The 13,399-nt window shown below is 51.8% G+C and carries 11 protein-coding genes; 3 read left to right on the forward strand and 8 right to left on the reverse strand.

Going from position 1 to position 13,399, the window contains the following annotated elements; translation table 11 throughout:
- The first annotated feature begins 45 nt into the window (after nucleotides 1-45).
- Together HVZ52_RS14475 and fabA are read left to right on the forward strand one after the other, a co-directional pair.
- Nucleotides 46-1,806: a Lon protease family protein gene (locus HVZ52_RS14475; RefSeq protein ID WP_049271474.1), complete on the forward strand. Its 1,761-nt coding sequence runs from the start codon at nucleotides 46-48 to the stop codon at nucleotides 1,804-1,806.
- 68 nt (nucleotides 1,807-1,874) lie between these two features.
- Nucleotides 1,875-2,393 (forward strand): bifunctional 3-hydroxydecanoyl-ACP dehydratase/trans-2-decenoyl-ACP isomerase, encoded by a 519-nt coding sequence (gene fabA / locus HVZ52_RS14480; RefSeq protein ID WP_003035875.1) that lies wholly within the window; start codon nucleotides 1,875-1,877, stop codon nucleotides 2,391-2,393.
- A gap of 107 nt (nucleotides 2,394-2,500) precedes the next feature.
- Here the strand turns inward: fabA and rmf are convergent, their stop codons facing one another.
- The 6 genes from rmf to rlmKL form a co-directional block, all read right to left on the reverse strand.
- On the reverse strand, nucleotides 2,501-2,668 hold the full coding sequence (gene rmf, locus HVZ52_RS14485; RefSeq protein WP_003035871.1) for a ribosome modulation factor: 168 nt from the start codon (nucleotides 2,666-2,668) through the stop codon (nucleotides 2,501-2,503).
- Between the two features lie 258 nt (nucleotides 2,669-2,926).
- Nucleotides 2,927-3,490 (reverse strand): membrane integrity-associated transporter subunit PqiC, encoded by a 564-nt coding sequence (gene pqiC, locus HVZ52_RS14490; protein ID WP_016152478.1) that lies wholly within the window; start codon nucleotides 3,488-3,490, stop codon nucleotides 2,927-2,929.
- Nucleotides 3,487-5,127, reverse strand: coding sequence for an intermembrane transport protein PqiB (pqiB, locus tag HVZ52_RS14495; RefSeq protein ID WP_003836843.1), 1,641 nt, complete (start codon nucleotides 5,125-5,127; stop codon nucleotides 3,487-3,489). Before pqiB ends, pqiC begins: the two co-directional genes overlap by 4 nt.
- Before the next feature lie 4 nt (nucleotides 5,128-5,131).
- A complete protein-coding gene (gene pqiA / locus HVZ52_RS14500) occupies nucleotides 5,132-6,379 on the reverse strand; it encodes a membrane integrity-associated transporter subunit PqiA (protein WP_016152477.1) in 1,248 nt (415 codons plus the stop codon).
- A gap of 15 nt (nucleotides 6,380-6,394) precedes the next feature.
- A complete protein-coding gene (locus HVZ52_RS14505) occupies nucleotides 6,395-8,302 on the reverse strand; it encodes an ABC transporter ATP-binding protein (RefSeq protein WP_181598378.1) in 1,908 nt (635 codons plus the stop codon).
- A gap of 12 nt (nucleotides 8,303-8,314) precedes the next feature.
- The gene (rlmKL, locus tag HVZ52_RS14510; RefSeq protein ID WP_016152475.1) at nucleotides 8,315-10,423 is read right to left on the reverse strand and encodes a bifunctional 23S rRNA (guanine(2069)-N(7))-methyltransferase RlmK/23S rRNA (guanine(2445)-N(2))-methyltransferase RlmL; all 2,109 of its coding nucleotides are present in this window, start codon (nucleotides 10,421-10,423) and stop codon (nucleotides 8,315-8,317) included.
- A 98-nt stretch (nucleotides 10,424-10,521) separates the two neighbouring features.
- On the opposite strand from rlmKL, the gene HVZ52_RS14515 reads away from it, so the two are divergent.
- A complete protein-coding gene (locus HVZ52_RS14515) occupies nucleotides 10,522-11,628 on the forward strand; it encodes a YcbX family protein (protein ID WP_047359371.1) in 1,107 nt (368 codons plus the stop codon).
- Here HVZ52_RS14515 and zapC read toward each other — a convergent pair.
- Together zapC and pyrD are read right to left on the reverse strand one after the other, a co-directional pair.
- Nucleotides 11,625-12,167 carry a cell division protein ZapC gene (zapC, locus tag HVZ52_RS14520; protein WP_016152473.1) on the reverse strand — a complete coding sequence of 181 codons (543 nt, stop codon included), beginning with the start codon at nucleotides 12,165-12,167 and terminating at the stop codon, nucleotides 11,625-11,627. The two genes, HVZ52_RS14515 and zapC, sit on opposite strands and share 4 nt — an antisense overlap.
- Before the next feature lie 164 nt (nucleotides 12,168-12,331).
- The gene (gene pyrD / locus HVZ52_RS14525; protein WP_181598379.1) at nucleotides 12,332-13,342 is read right to left on the reverse strand and encodes a quinone-dependent dihydroorotate dehydrogenase; all 1,011 of its coding nucleotides are present in this window, start codon (nucleotides 13,340-13,342) and stop codon (nucleotides 12,332-12,334) included.
- Between the last annotated feature and the right edge of the window lie 57 nt (nucleotides 13,343-13,399).

Consider the following 13,399-nt stretch of genomic DNA (forward strand, 5'->3'; position numbering starts at 1 on the left):
TACGGTATAATCTCGTTTTTTACAACAGACTAAAAAACATCAACTTTGACCATTACGAAACTTGCATGGCGTGATCTGGTTCCTGACACCGATAGTTATCAGGAAGTATTTGCACAGCCGCACGTCACTGACGACACCGATACCTTACTTAGTGATACTCAGCCACGTTTACAATTTGCGCTAGAGCAGCTTCTTCAGCACTGGACGACGTCTTCGTTCATGCTGGTAAAAGCGCCGGAAGAGCTTGAGTACATCAACCTTATTGCACAGGCCGCGCGGCCTCTGCACTCGGATGCCGGAAGTCTCACCGGAGGTCATTATGATATCTCCGGTCACACTATCCGCTATCGTACAGCTGAGAAAGCAGAAGACAATTTTGCGACATTAACCCAGGTAGTCTGCGCTGACTGGGTTGAAGCCGAACAACTGTTTGGCTGTCTGCGTCAGTTCAACGGCGAAATTACCCTACAGCCAGGCCTTGTGCATCAGGCCAACGGTGGTGTGCTGGTTATTTCGTTGCGCACGCTACTGGCCCAACCGCTGCTGTGGATGCGCCTGAAAGCCATTGTCAGCCACGAGCGTTTTGACTGGGTAGCTTTTGATGAGTCTCGCCCGCTGCCCGTCTCCGTTCCACCTATGCCGCTTAAACTCAAAGTGGTATTAGTCGGTGAACGTGAATCACTGGCAGACTTCCAGGACATGGAGCCGGAGCTGGCTGAGCAGGCTATTTATAGCGAGTTTGAAGATAATCTGCAGATAGTGGATGCCGAAACCATGACGCAGTGGTGTCAGTGGGTAACACATACCGCTACGCGCAACAATTTGCCCTACCCGGCCCCTGATGCCTGGCAAGTGCTGATCCGTGAAGCCGTTCGTTATACCGGCGAACAGGATACATTGCCGCTTAACCCGCTGTGGATCACCCGACAGTTCAAAGAAGTGGCCCCGTTATGCGAGGGCGAAACCTGCAACGCTGAGCAGTTCAGCCTGATGCTGACCCAGCGTGAATGGCGGGAAGGTTTCCTCGCCGAACGAATGCAGGATGAGATCCTGCAGGAACAGATCCTGATCGAGACGGAAGGCGAGCGTATTGGCCAAATCAACGCCCTGTCGGTGATTGAATTTCCTGGTCACCCCCGCGCGTTTGGTGAGCCTTCTCGTATCAGCTGTGTGGTTCATATTGGCGACGGCGAATTTACGGATATTGAGCGCAAAGCCGAGCTTGGCGGAAATATTCATGCGAAGGGTATGATGATTATGCAGGCGTTCCTGATGTCGGAACTCCAGCTTGAACAGCAAATCCCCTTCTCTGCCTCGCTGACCTTTGAGCAATCCTACAGCGAAGTGGACGGCGACAGCGCGTCCATGGCAGAGCTTTGCGCATTGATTAGCGCCCTCGCCGACGTTCCTGTTAATCAAAGCATCGCCATTACCGGTTCTGTCGATCAGTTTGGTCGGGCACAACCTGTTGGTGGTCTGAACGAGAAAATTGAAGGCTTCTTCGCCATCTGTCAGCAGCGTGAGCTGACAGGCACACAGGGCGTTATCATTCCTTCAGCGAATGTCAGACACCTGAGCCTGCAGCCCGCTCTGCTACAGGCCGTAGAAGAAGAAAAATTCACTATCTGGGCGGTGGACGACGTGACCGATGCGCTGCCACTGTTATTAAATCTGGTGTGGGATGGTGAAGGCCAGACAACGCTGATGCAAACTATCCAGGAGCGTATTGCTACGGCAACGCAGCAGGAAGGTCGTCACCGTTTTCCCTGGCCGCTACGTTGGCTGAACTGGATTATTCCGAACTGATCGGACTTGTTCAGCGTACACGTGTTAGCTATCCTGCGTGCTTCAATAAAATAAGGCTTACAGAGAACATGGTAGATAAACGCGAATCCTATACAAAAGAAGACCTTCTTGCCTCTGGTCGCGGTGAGCTGTTTGGCGCAAAAGGGCCACAACTGCCTGCACCAAGCATGCTGATGATGGACCGTGTCATCAAGATGACCGAAACCGGCGGCAACTTTGACAAAGGTTATGTTGAAGCTGAACTGGATATCAACCCGGACCTGTGGTTCTTCGGATGCCACTTTATCGGCGATCCGGTGATGCCGGGCTGCCTGGGTCTGGATGCCATGTGGCAGCTGGTTGGATTCTATCTCGGCTGGCTGGGCGGCGAAGGTAAAGGCCGCGCGCTGGGCGTAGGCGAAGTTAAATTCACCGGCCAGGTTCTGCCGACTGCGAAGAAAGTGACTTACCGCATTCACTTCAAACGCATCGTTAATCGTCGCCTGATCATGGGCCTGGCTGATGGTGAAGTGCTGGTTGATGGTCGTCTGATCTATACCGCAAACGATCTGAAAGTGGGTCTGTTCCAGGACACTTCCGCGTTCTAATCAAGGTCAGCTTAGCAGCCAGACATTAACGTTTATTCGTCTTGTCTGGAGGGCAAAAAGGCGAAACCTCCGCTCTGCGGAGGTTTCTTTTATCTAAAGAGACAGAATCAGGCCATTAAAACCCTATCCCCCATGGCTTCTCGCCAGCCTCCCAGCCAGTATGACCTCTGATTCAGCGTCTGATAGGGACACATTTCTTTTGAGCGTCCGGCAATGCCGGCCTGATATCCACGTTGATGTGCCCGTTCCAGGCGATCTCGTTTTTGTCTCTTCATGCCTCGTTTCCCTCATCTTTTGGGTCTGGTGGAAAAGAAAACAGTGATTACTAAGTGTGCAATCACACTAAAACGAATACCCCTAAACATCAGGCTCGTCAATGCGCAAAATTCACGCCAGTGTCATATTTGTGAGCTACCCGCAAAATCATTTGTACAAAAATAGTCTGTCAGAACAGCTATCTCCACGGCTAAAAAAATAAAAAAAACCGCCCCGGGCAATGAACCAGGGGCGGCATAATTTACAATTATTTAAGCTTAAGGGATGCGTTTCAGCTCCTGAGCCATTGCCGTCGCTTCCTGGCTCCAGGCGTTGGCCAGAACCTTCACCATCTCATCGTAGCCGTCTTTAGTCTGTACAGCTTCGATGTGGAATGGACGCTTGATCAACTGCCCCTGGTGATTCAGCAGCCATTCACCGCTCACGATGACCTTACCATCGTACCGACCGTGGAAGCCGGTCACGGTAACGTTCAACGTGTCCTGAGTGCTTCCCAGCGGCTGCGAAGCGACAACCCAGCCAGGCAACTGCATACTGAGGTTCGTAACCAGGGTATTGCGCAATTGCTGATCTAATGGGCTGGCCCAGAGATTATTATTCGCTATCACATATTGCACATCGCTGGTCTGGTAAACCACCCCATTACCCGCCAGATAGTCCGGGACCGCAATCTGTTCAACCCACAGCAGACGGTTACCCTGGTTAGCTGAGCTCTGTACGCCCCCTTGCGCGATAGGGAGCTGGTAATAGCTTTTATTTTCTCCGCTGGAGCTGCATGACGTCAGCCAGACCGCCATCATCGCCACTAGCCACTTTTTCATTGTTTCGCCCTCTTCGGCTCTGGATCTTTTTTGTCCTTCGCTTCAAATACCAGCGCATTGCTCTTATCGTTCAACGTTTTCAGTACCGGTTGCAGTTCTCGCAGTACCTGATCAAGACGCTGCATATCCGCCACCATCTTGTTGTAGGCGGCGGACCCCGGCTGGAAGCCCTGCATACTACGGTTCAGTTCGCGCAGCGTGTTCTGCATATCCGCCGGAAGATCCTGCATCGACTGACTGGACGTGATCTTATTCATGTTGTCCAGCGTGGTTTGCAGATGCTTCATCGTACGCTGGCTTTCCGACAACGTATTGGTCGCCTGCTCAATCATCGGGTTCAACGGCAGATTGTTAATCTTATCCAGCGCTTCCATCAGTCGCTGCTGGATCTGCGCCAGACCACCGCTCACGGTCGGAATAATTTGATAACCGTTAAATTCGCGCACACCGGTAATCGGCGGTTCTTTCGGGTAGAAGTCGAGATCGACATACAGAGCGCCAGTCACCAGGTTCCCGGTTTTCAGCGATGCCCGTAATCCTCGTTTAAGCAATTCTGCCAGATGAGCGCCAACATCAGTATCTTCTCCCAGTTGTGCCTTCAGACGTTCTGGTTCGATACGTACCAGCACCGGAATGCGGTAATCATTGTTGAAGACCTGACGCATATTCGGCGAGAAGAAAGGTACTTTGCTTACCGTACCCAAACGGATGCCACGGAATTCCAGTGGCGCACCGGGCTGCAGGCCACGAATTGAATCTTTAAAGAACATCAGGTAATCAATATGATCGGTATACAGTGAATCCTGAATACTTTTTTGGTCGTCATAGAGATTAAACGCAGACTGTTGTGCGACCGGTTCGCCTTGTTCCAGCCCTTCTGGCACATCAAAACTTACGCCACCGCCAAACAGCGTGGAGAGAGATCCCATTTCCACGCGCATACCTGCCGAAGTAAGATCCACGGCGATCCCACTGTCCTTCCAGAAACGCACATTGCTGGTCACCAGACGATCGTTAGGCGCATTGATAAATAGCTGGTAGCTAATCGTACGCTTTTGCGCATCAAATGTGCTGGTTTCAACCGAACCTACACGATAACCACGGAACAGAACCGGGTCGCCCGGGCTCAACTGACCGGCTTTTTTGCTGTCCAGAATCACACGGATCCCTTTCGCATCTGGCGGCGCCAGCGGCGGTGAATCCAGCAGTTGGTAATTTTCCAGCTTGCTGCCTTTATTGCCAGGCTGCAGTTCAATATAAGCCCCGGACAATAGCGTGCCGAGCCCACTGATACCTTCACGCCCAACCTGCGGCTTCACCACCCAAAAGACAGAATCTTTATGCAGCAGCTTTTCCATTCCGGAGTTAAGACGAGCTTTAATTTCCACATGGGTCAAATCATCAGTCAGGGTTGCGCTCTCGACGATGCCGACATCCACGCTGCGGCTCTTAATCGTCGTTTTGCCCCCTTCAATACCTTCGGCATTGGTGGTAATCAGCGTGACTTGTGGCCCCTGATGACTGTAGTGATAAAACAGGACCCACGCGCCAATGAGGGCAGTGACTATAGGGAATATCCACACGGGCGACCAGTTTTTTACCTTTTGCACTTTGGCTTCCCCACTTTTAGATTCCATGCTGTCAGGACTCCTCATGATCTGGTTCACGGTCCCACGACAGACGGGGATCAAATGTCATCGCAGAAAACATTGTCATAATGACGACTAAAGCAAACATCAAAGCACCCATTGCAGGATAAATGTTCATTAACCCTCCCATGCGCACCAGCGCAGAGAGTACGGCAATTACAAAAACGTCGATCATTGACCAGCGACCGACAAATTCTACAACCTCGTAAATTAAATGCATTCGTTCACTGTCGCGTTTGCCGTGCCCTTTGGCATCCCAACACAGCCAGGCAATGGCGATCATTTTCAACGTCGGCACCATAATACTGGCGATAAAGATAACCGCAGCCACCGGGTAAGAGCCTTCGCTCCAGATTAAAACCACGCCCTCGAGTATCGTTGAAGGCAGCTTTGACCCGAGCAGATCGGTGATCATGATCGGCAGAATATTGGCAGGAAGATAAAGCATGATCGACGTAAACAGTAATGCCAATGTCCATTGCAGACTGTTTTTACGCCGCACATAACCTTTCGTCTGACAGCGTGGGCATACCAGCTCGTCTGCCGGAAGAATAGCGGTGCAGCAGGAACAGGAACGCAATCCTTGTCGGATGCCGGGCACACCAGGCTTTAATTCCTGCTTAATGGCTGGCATAGGGGCAATATCATCCCACAGCCAACGGCGATCCACACACTGAAAAGCCCGCAACTGGAGCATACAAAACATGCACCACGGGATGAAGCTGCTGCCCACACCGATATCGCCGTAGGCCATCAGCTTAACAAAGCTCACCAGCACGCCCGCGAGGAAAATTTCTGCCATTCCCCAGCTTTTTAACTGAAACAAAATACGCGCCAGCCATGTTTTAAGCCGCTCAGGCATATGAACCCGATTCACCAACAGCAAAATGGTCAACAAGCAAAAAGCGGGAACCAACTGAACGAATAAGATAAAGAAGGTACCGAGGCTGGCGTAATCTTCCGAAAAGAGAACGCTGGGGATTTGCAGCAGCGTCACTTCGCTGCTCACCCCCGCAACATTCATATTCACAAAGGGAAAGAGGTTTGACAAAAGCAGCATAAATAATGCTGCTAACACATAGGCGGTAGGACGCTGCCGTGGCGCGTCCCACTCAACCGTTAACGTAGTGCCACATCGTGGACATGCCGCTTTCTGACCATGCTCAAGGCGAGGTAACGCCACCAGCATGTCACACTGCGAGCACAGAATATGCTTCGCGGCATGGTGATGTTCGCACATATGTGCTCCTTTAAATTATGCGCCGTTCTTCAAAGACTCAAGATACTCCCAGCGCTCAAAGGCTTGCTCAAGTTCTTGTTCAGCTTCGTTCAGATTAGCTAATACCTGTTGCGTTTGCTCATGCGGCTGACTGAAAAAAGCGGCGTCAGCTACCTGAGCTTGTAATGCTTCCAGTTTAGCTTCCAGTTCTTCAAGCAGTGCGGGGAGCAGCTCCAGTTCGCGCTGCAGTTTATAGCTTAGTTTGCTCGTGCTGCGTTTGACAATTTCTGCTTTAGGAGCAACGGTTTCCTCTGTTTTTTTCGCAACTGGCTGTTTAAACGCCACATACTGCGATTGCTGGCTGCGGGCATCATGATAACCGCCGACATAACGACCAATTTTACCGCCGCCTTCGAAGATCCAGCATTCGGTTACGGTATTATCCACAAACTGACGGTCGTGGCTCACCAGCAGCACGGTGCCCTGGTAGCTATCAATCAGCTCTTCAAGCAGTTCCAGCGTTTCGACGTCCAGATCGTTCGTTGGTTCATCGAGAATCAAAAGATTACTGGGTTTGAGAAAAAGACGCGCCAGCAGTAGGCGATTGCGTTCCCCACCAGAGAGCGCACGTACTGGCGTCATCGCCCGTTTCGGATGGAACAGGAAATCCTGGAGGTAGCCCAGCACATGGCGAGGTTTACCGTTAACCAGCACCTCTTGCTTACCCTCAGCAAGGTTGTCCATCACGGTTTTATCCGGATCCAGTTCGGCGCGGTGCTGATCGAAATACGCCACTTCCAGCTTCGTGCCGACGTGAATGCGTCCGCTATCAGCCTGAAGCTGACCTAACATCAGCTTCAGCAGCGTTGTTTTACCGCAGCCGTTAGGTCCAATTAGCGCAATCTTGTCGCTACGTTGCACCTGCGCGGAGAAATCTTTTACCAGTTGCTTTCCATCAACCTGGTAATCAACATTCTCCATTTCGAAGACAATCTTGCCAGAACGGCTCGCCTCTTCGACCTGCATCTTCGCCGTGCCCATCACTTCGCGACGTTCGCCACGCTCGCGACGCATGGCTTTCAGCGCCCGCACGCGGCCTTCATTACGGGTACGACGCGCTTTGATGCCCTGACGGATCCAGACTTCTTCCTGCGCCAGCTTGCGATCAAATTCCGCATTTTGGAGATCTTCCACCCGCAGCGCTTCTTCTTTATCCAGCAGATACTGATCGTAGTTCCCCGGATAGGTCACCAGCTTGCCGCGGTCGAGATCGATAATACGCGTCGCCATATTGCGAATAAATGAACGGTCGTGGGAAATGAAAATAATTGTCCCATTGAAGGATTTCAGGAACCCTTCCAGCCAGTCGATAGTTTCAATATCCAGGTGGTTAGTTGGTTCATCCAGCAGCAGTACGCGCGGGTTGCTCACTAACGCGCGGCCGAGCGCCGCCTTACGCAGCCAGCCGCCCGAAAGCGAAGAAAGCGCGGCGTTAGGATCCAGTCCCAGTTGTGCCAGCACTTCATTAATGCGGCTTTCGAGCTGCCACAGATTATGGTGATCGAGCATTTCCTGAACCCGCGCCATTTCATTCAGGTTTCTGTCGCTGGGATCGGTCATCACCAGGCGCGAAATATCGTGATAACGCTTCAGATATTCAGCCTGTTCCTCAATACCTTCGGCAACGAAGTCATAGACGCTGCCCTCAACATTACGCGGCGGATCCTGCTGCAGACGCGCCACAACCAGGTCCTGCTCATAAATAATACGCCCGTCGTCAAGACCCTGTTCACGGTTGAGGATCTTCATCAGCGTCGACTTACCTGCGCCATTGCGGCCAACCAGACAGACGCGTTCGTTATCTTCGATATGCAGTTCTGCATTATCAAGAAGCGGCGCATCGCTGAACGACAGCCATGCACCATGCATACTGATCAATGACATTTATTTATCCTTTCAGGCTGCGGTAATCAGCCAGCAATTGTGGATCTGACGGTTACGGGCAAAATCCTGGGAAAGCGTTTTTTGGGTGATTTCTTGTGCTTTTAATCCCAGTTCAGCCAGACCGTCGAGATCCATACGGAACCCACGCTTGTTGTTGGAGAACATGATCGTGCCGTCTTTACGCAGCAGACGTTTCAGATCTTTCATCAGCGCCAGATGATCGCGCTGTACATCAAACGAGTCTTCCATACGTTTTGAGTTAGAGAACGTCGGCGGATCGATGAAAATCAGATCAAACTGTTCATTGGCATCGCGCAGCCAGCCCAGGCAATCGGCCTGAATTAAACGGTGAGCGCGACCACTCAGGCCGTTCAGGCGCAGGTTACGCTCAGCCCACTCCAGGTAGGTACGCGACATATCAACCGTCGTGGTGCTACGCGCACCGCCCAGTCCGGCATGAACGCTGGCACTGCCGGTGTAGGAGAACAGGTTAAGAAAATCCTTACCTTTACTCATCTGGCCCAGCATGCGGCGCGCAATACGGTGATCGAGGAACAAACCGGTATCAAGATAGTCTGTCAGGTTGACCCACAGGCGCGCGTTGTACTCGCTTACCTCAATGAATTCACCCTTCTCATTCATCTTCTGATACTGGTTCTTCCCTTTCTGGCGCTCACGGGTTTTCAGCACCAGTTTATTTGGCGCGATTTCCAGGACCGACAGCGTTGCGGCAATGATATCGAACAGACGTTGACGTGCTTTTTGCGCATCGACCGTCTTCGGCGGAGCGTATTCCTGAACCACGACCCACTCACCGTAACGGTCCACTGCAACGTTGTATTCCGGCAGGTCAGCATCATACAGGCGATAGCATTCAATTCCTTCCTGACGCGCCCATTTTTCCAGCTTCTTGATATTCTTGCGCAGGCGGTTGGCATAATCTTCCGCGACCGTGGCTGGCTTGCTGTCCGCAGTGGTCTCTGCAACGTGATAGTTTTTCTGTACGCAATCCAGCGGACCGTTTTTCGCTTTGAACTGCTTATCAGCACGTAATTGCAGGCTGCTGAGCAAATCCGGAGAGGCGCTGAACAGCGACAAATTCCAGCCGCCAAACTGGTTTTTCATCGTACGGCCCAGCAAGCTATGCAGGGCAATCAGCGCCGGTTCGCTATCCAGACGTTCGCCGTAGGGCGGGTTACTGATCACCGTACCATACGGTCCCTTCGGCAGTGGATTACTCAGTTTGGCGACATCTTTAACGTCAAATGTCATCAGATCGGCAATACCTGCGCGGCGGGCGTTACTACGCGCTTTTTCAATCACGCGCGCATCGCTGTCGGAGCCATAGAAGTGCGAAGTATAGTCAGCAAGCCCCTTACGCGCACGCACCTGAGCTTCGGCTTTAACCTCTTGCCAGACGGCTTCATCGTGCTGTGCCCAACCGCTAAAGCCCCAGTACCCGCGATGCAGGCCCGGCGCGCGATCGGTTGCCCACATCGCCGCTTCAATCAGCAGCGTGCCGGAGCCGCACATCGGATCGAGTAACGGTGTGCCCGGCTGCCAGCCAGAACGCATAACAATAGCGGCGGCCAGCGTCTCTTTAATCGGCGCCTGACCCGCGCGATCGCGATAACCGCGCTGATGCAAACCGTCACCGCTCAGATCGAGCGCAATGCTGGCGGTATCTTTGTTCAACCAGACATTGATTCGCAGATCCGGAGATTCACGATCCACATTCGGACGCGGCAGATTTTTGCGGGTAAAGGCATCGACAATCGCATCCTTGACCTTCAGCGCGCCGTACTGGCTGTTACGAATGGTCTCGTTCAGGCCGCTAAAATGGACGGCAAACGTAGCACCAGGATTAAATATCTCTGTCCAGTCGATTGCCTGAACGCCGAGGTACAGATCAAGATCGCTGTAGACCTTGCACTCTCCCATCGGCAGGATAATGCGCGAGGCCAGGCGGCTCCACATCAGGCTCTGGTAAACAAGCCGCGTGTCGCCCTTAAAATGGACCCCACCCTGAACGACCTGACACTCCAGCGCGCCGAGGTTTTCCAGTTCAGTTTTTAACAGCTCTTCCAGCCCACGGGCCGTACTGGCAAACAGAGAATTCATAATGTCACTTTTACTCCTAGAAAATTGCTGCGCATTATAGCTAATATGGGCTGTATGTCATAAAGTTGAAGGCTTATTTTCGTTCAAGGGGCTGTGCAGTGGTAACGTTGACCCGACTTTTTATTCATCCGGTTAAATCAATGCGTGGAATTGGACTCACGCACGCCCTGGCAGACGTGAGCGGTCTCGCCCTGGATCGTATATTTATGATTACCGAACCCGACGGGACGTTCATTACCGCCCGACAGTTCCCGCAAATGGTCCGCTTTACCCCTTCCCCTTTCCACGATGGACTTCATCTCACGGCTCCAGACGGCAGCAGCGCGCTCGTGCGATTCGCAGACTTCGCCACCCAGGATGCGCCGACTGAAGTGTGGGGAAACCATTTTACCGCGCGTATTGCACCAGCGGCTATCAACCTGTGGCTGAGCGGCTTTTTCTCCCGTGACGTGCAGTTGCGCTGGGTGGGTCCGCAACTGACACGCCGGGTGAAGCGCCACGCTGATGTTCCTTTGTCCTTCGCCGATGGTTATCCCTACCTGCTGGCCAACGAAGCATCTCTGCGCGATGTGCAACAGCGCTGTCCGGCAAGCGTCAAAATGGAACAGTTTCGCCCCAATCTGGTGGTTGCGGGGGCTGACGCATGGGCAGAAGACACCTGGAAAGTGATTCGCATTGGCGACGTCATTTTTGATGTGGCAAAACCCTGTAGCCGCTGCATTTTCACTACCGTTAGCCCAGAAAAAGGCCAGAAACATCCGTCTGGCGAGCCGCTCGCCACGCTGCAAACCTTCCGGACAGCGGTGGATAACGGCGACGTCGATTTCGGCCAGAATCTTATCGCACGCAACAGCGGCGTTATTCGCGTCGGCGATGAGGTAGAAATTTTGGCAACCGGTCCCGCCAGAGCTTACGGTGCGGCGGAGCCAGATGATACCGCACTGGAACAACAACCCGATGCCACGGTACTTATTGACTGGCAGGGACAGACCTTTCGCGGAAATAATCAGCAGGTATTGCTTGAACAGCTGGAAAACCAGGGTATCAGAGTGCCCTATTCATGCCGGGCAGGAATTTGCGGATGCTGTCGAATTCGACTGTTGGAAGGCGAAGTTAGTCCGCTGAAAAAATCAGCGATTGGGGATGACGGGACGATTCTGTGCTGCAGTTGCGTTCCCAAAACGACAATCAGGCTGGAGAGTTAAACCGCCTGTTCAAGGCTGAAACTGTCGGCAATAACCTGCGGTTTCAGTCGGTCATTCATTATTTTAATCGCGTCGCCAAGTTGCATTGTGCGCCCGGCAATAACCACACCAGGTTGTGCAAGCAGACAAAGCGCGGCATTTTCACCCGGTTCAACCACTAACAGGTTTACCTGTTCATCCGTATCGCTTAAATCCACACAAGCAGCATCCCCCACGACTGGCGACCAGTTAATACCGTGTGCGACAAAGTGCCAGCTTTTTGGCATTTGCGGTTTAAGGTAACGAATCGCCACCAGCGCATTAAGCACCAGTTCCGCCTTTTGCTCTTTGGCTAAATCCAGGTAGCGACATTTTTCTTCAAACGAAAAATAAAGCGCGGCGTCATCAACACAAAAACCCGACGGAGAAAATGCATCTGGAGTGAGCATTTTACGAGCAAAACGCGAACGGAATAACATGCCATTGGCCAAATCGAGCATCATACGATCGTGCTCTTCATCATAATACCAGCGCCAGTTATCGTCGGGTTTAATTCGCATCAGTTTCTCTCCTTTCCTTAATCACACCATTACGACAGTATCCTTTTGCCGCTTCGTTTATTGCCTTAATAATAAAAGCTCAGAATGTTTAAATAAGCAACAGTAAAGGAATATAAAACAACCAGGGCCAGAAATAAAGCCCTGGATTGTGATTAAGGTAGCATTCAGATATTGGTGACGATTTCTTTAATCAACGGTGGGCCTTTAAAAATAAAGCCCGAATAAATCTGTACCAGAGAAGCACCGGCAGCTATTTTCTCACGCGCCGCGATTACTGAGTCGATACCACCAACCCCAATAATCGGCAGCTGACCTTTTAATTCCTGAGACAACTGGCGAATAATTTCTGTACTTTTTAATTGTAACGGTCGACCGCTCAGGCCACCCATTTGATCGCAATTTTTCATTCCCTGAACGAGAGAACGATCGAGAGTGGTGTTAGTCGCAATTACGCCATCAATATTATGACGAACTAAACTATCAGCAACCTGGATCAGTTCATCCACAGAAAGATCCGGGGCGATCTTAACCGCCACTGGAACATATTTATGGTGGATCGCTTGCAGATCATTTTGCTTATTTTTAATTGCCGTCAGAAGATCATCCAGCGCCTCACCATATTGCAGCGTACGTAATCCCGGCGTATTCGGTGAAGAGATATTAATCGCGATATAACCAGCATAAGCATAGACTTTTTCCATACAAATCAGATAGTCATCTTTGCCGTTCTCTACCGGAGTATCTTTATTCTTACCAATATTAATCCCCAGAATACCGTCAAAATGCGATTTTTTGACGTTCTCAACCAGGTTATCAACCCCCAGGTTATTAAACCCCATGCGGTTGATCAAACCTTCTGCATCGACCAGACGAAACAGACGTGGTTTATCATTACCCGGCTGAGGACGCGGCGTCACGGTACCAATCTCAATGGAACCAAATCCCATCGCGCCGAGCGCATCAATGCACTCCCCGTCTTTATCCAGTCCGGCAGCAAGCCCGAGTGGATTTTTAAACGTCAGCCCCATACAGGTAACCGGTTTTGCGGGTACTTTCTGGCGGACAAGCGCTTCGAGCGGCGTGCCGGTAATGCGACGTAATTGCTGGAATGTCAATTCATGAGCGCGCTCTGGATCGAGCTGGAAAAGGGCTTTACGAACGAAGGGGTAGTACATGAACTCTCCTGGATTCCCGGTGTGCAAACCGGGGGCGTATTATGTGCGATCGCGAGC

The sequence above is a fragment of the Citrobacter sp. RHB36-C18 genome, from assembly GCF_013814485.1.
Lineage (GTDB): Bacteria > Pseudomonadota > Gammaproteobacteria > Enterobacterales > Enterobacteriaceae > Citrobacter > Citrobacter braakii.

Excerpts from the sequence above, each read along its gene's own strand:
- zapC (WP_016152473.1), bottom strand. The coding sequence starts at position 12,167 with ATGCGAATTAAACCCGACGATAACTGGCGCTGGTATTATGATGAAGAG.
- pyrD (WP_181598379.1), bottom strand. The coding sequence starts at position 13,342 with ATGTACTACCCCTTCGTTCGTAAAGCCCTTTTCCAGCTCGATCCAGAG.
- rmf (WP_003035871.1), bottom strand. The coding sequence starts at position 2,668 with ATGAAGAGACAAAAACGAGATCGCCTGGAACGGGCACATCAACGTGGA.
- rlmKL (WP_016152475.1), bottom strand. The coding sequence starts at position 10,423 with ATGAATTCTCTGTTTGCCAGTACGGCCCGTGGGCTGGAAGAGCTGTTA.
- fabA (WP_003035875.1), top strand. The coding sequence starts at position 1,875 with ATGGTAGATAAACGCGAATCCTATACAAAAGAAGACCTTCTTGCCTCT.
- pqiA (WP_016152477.1), bottom strand. The coding sequence starts at position 6,379 with ATGTGCGAACATCACCATGCCGCGAAGCATATTCTGTGCTCGCAGTGT.
- HVZ52_RS14505 (WP_181598378.1), bottom strand. The coding sequence starts at position 8,302 with ATGTCATTGATCAGTATGCATGGTGCATGGCTGTCGTTCAGCGATGCG.
- pqiB (WP_003836843.1), bottom strand. The coding sequence starts at position 5,127 with ATGGAATCTAAAAGTGGGGAAGCCAAAGTGCAAAAGGTAAAAAACTGG.
- pqiC (WP_016152478.1), bottom strand. The coding sequence starts at position 3,490 with ATGAAAAAGTGGCTAGTGGCGATGATGGCGGTCTGGCTGACGTCATGC.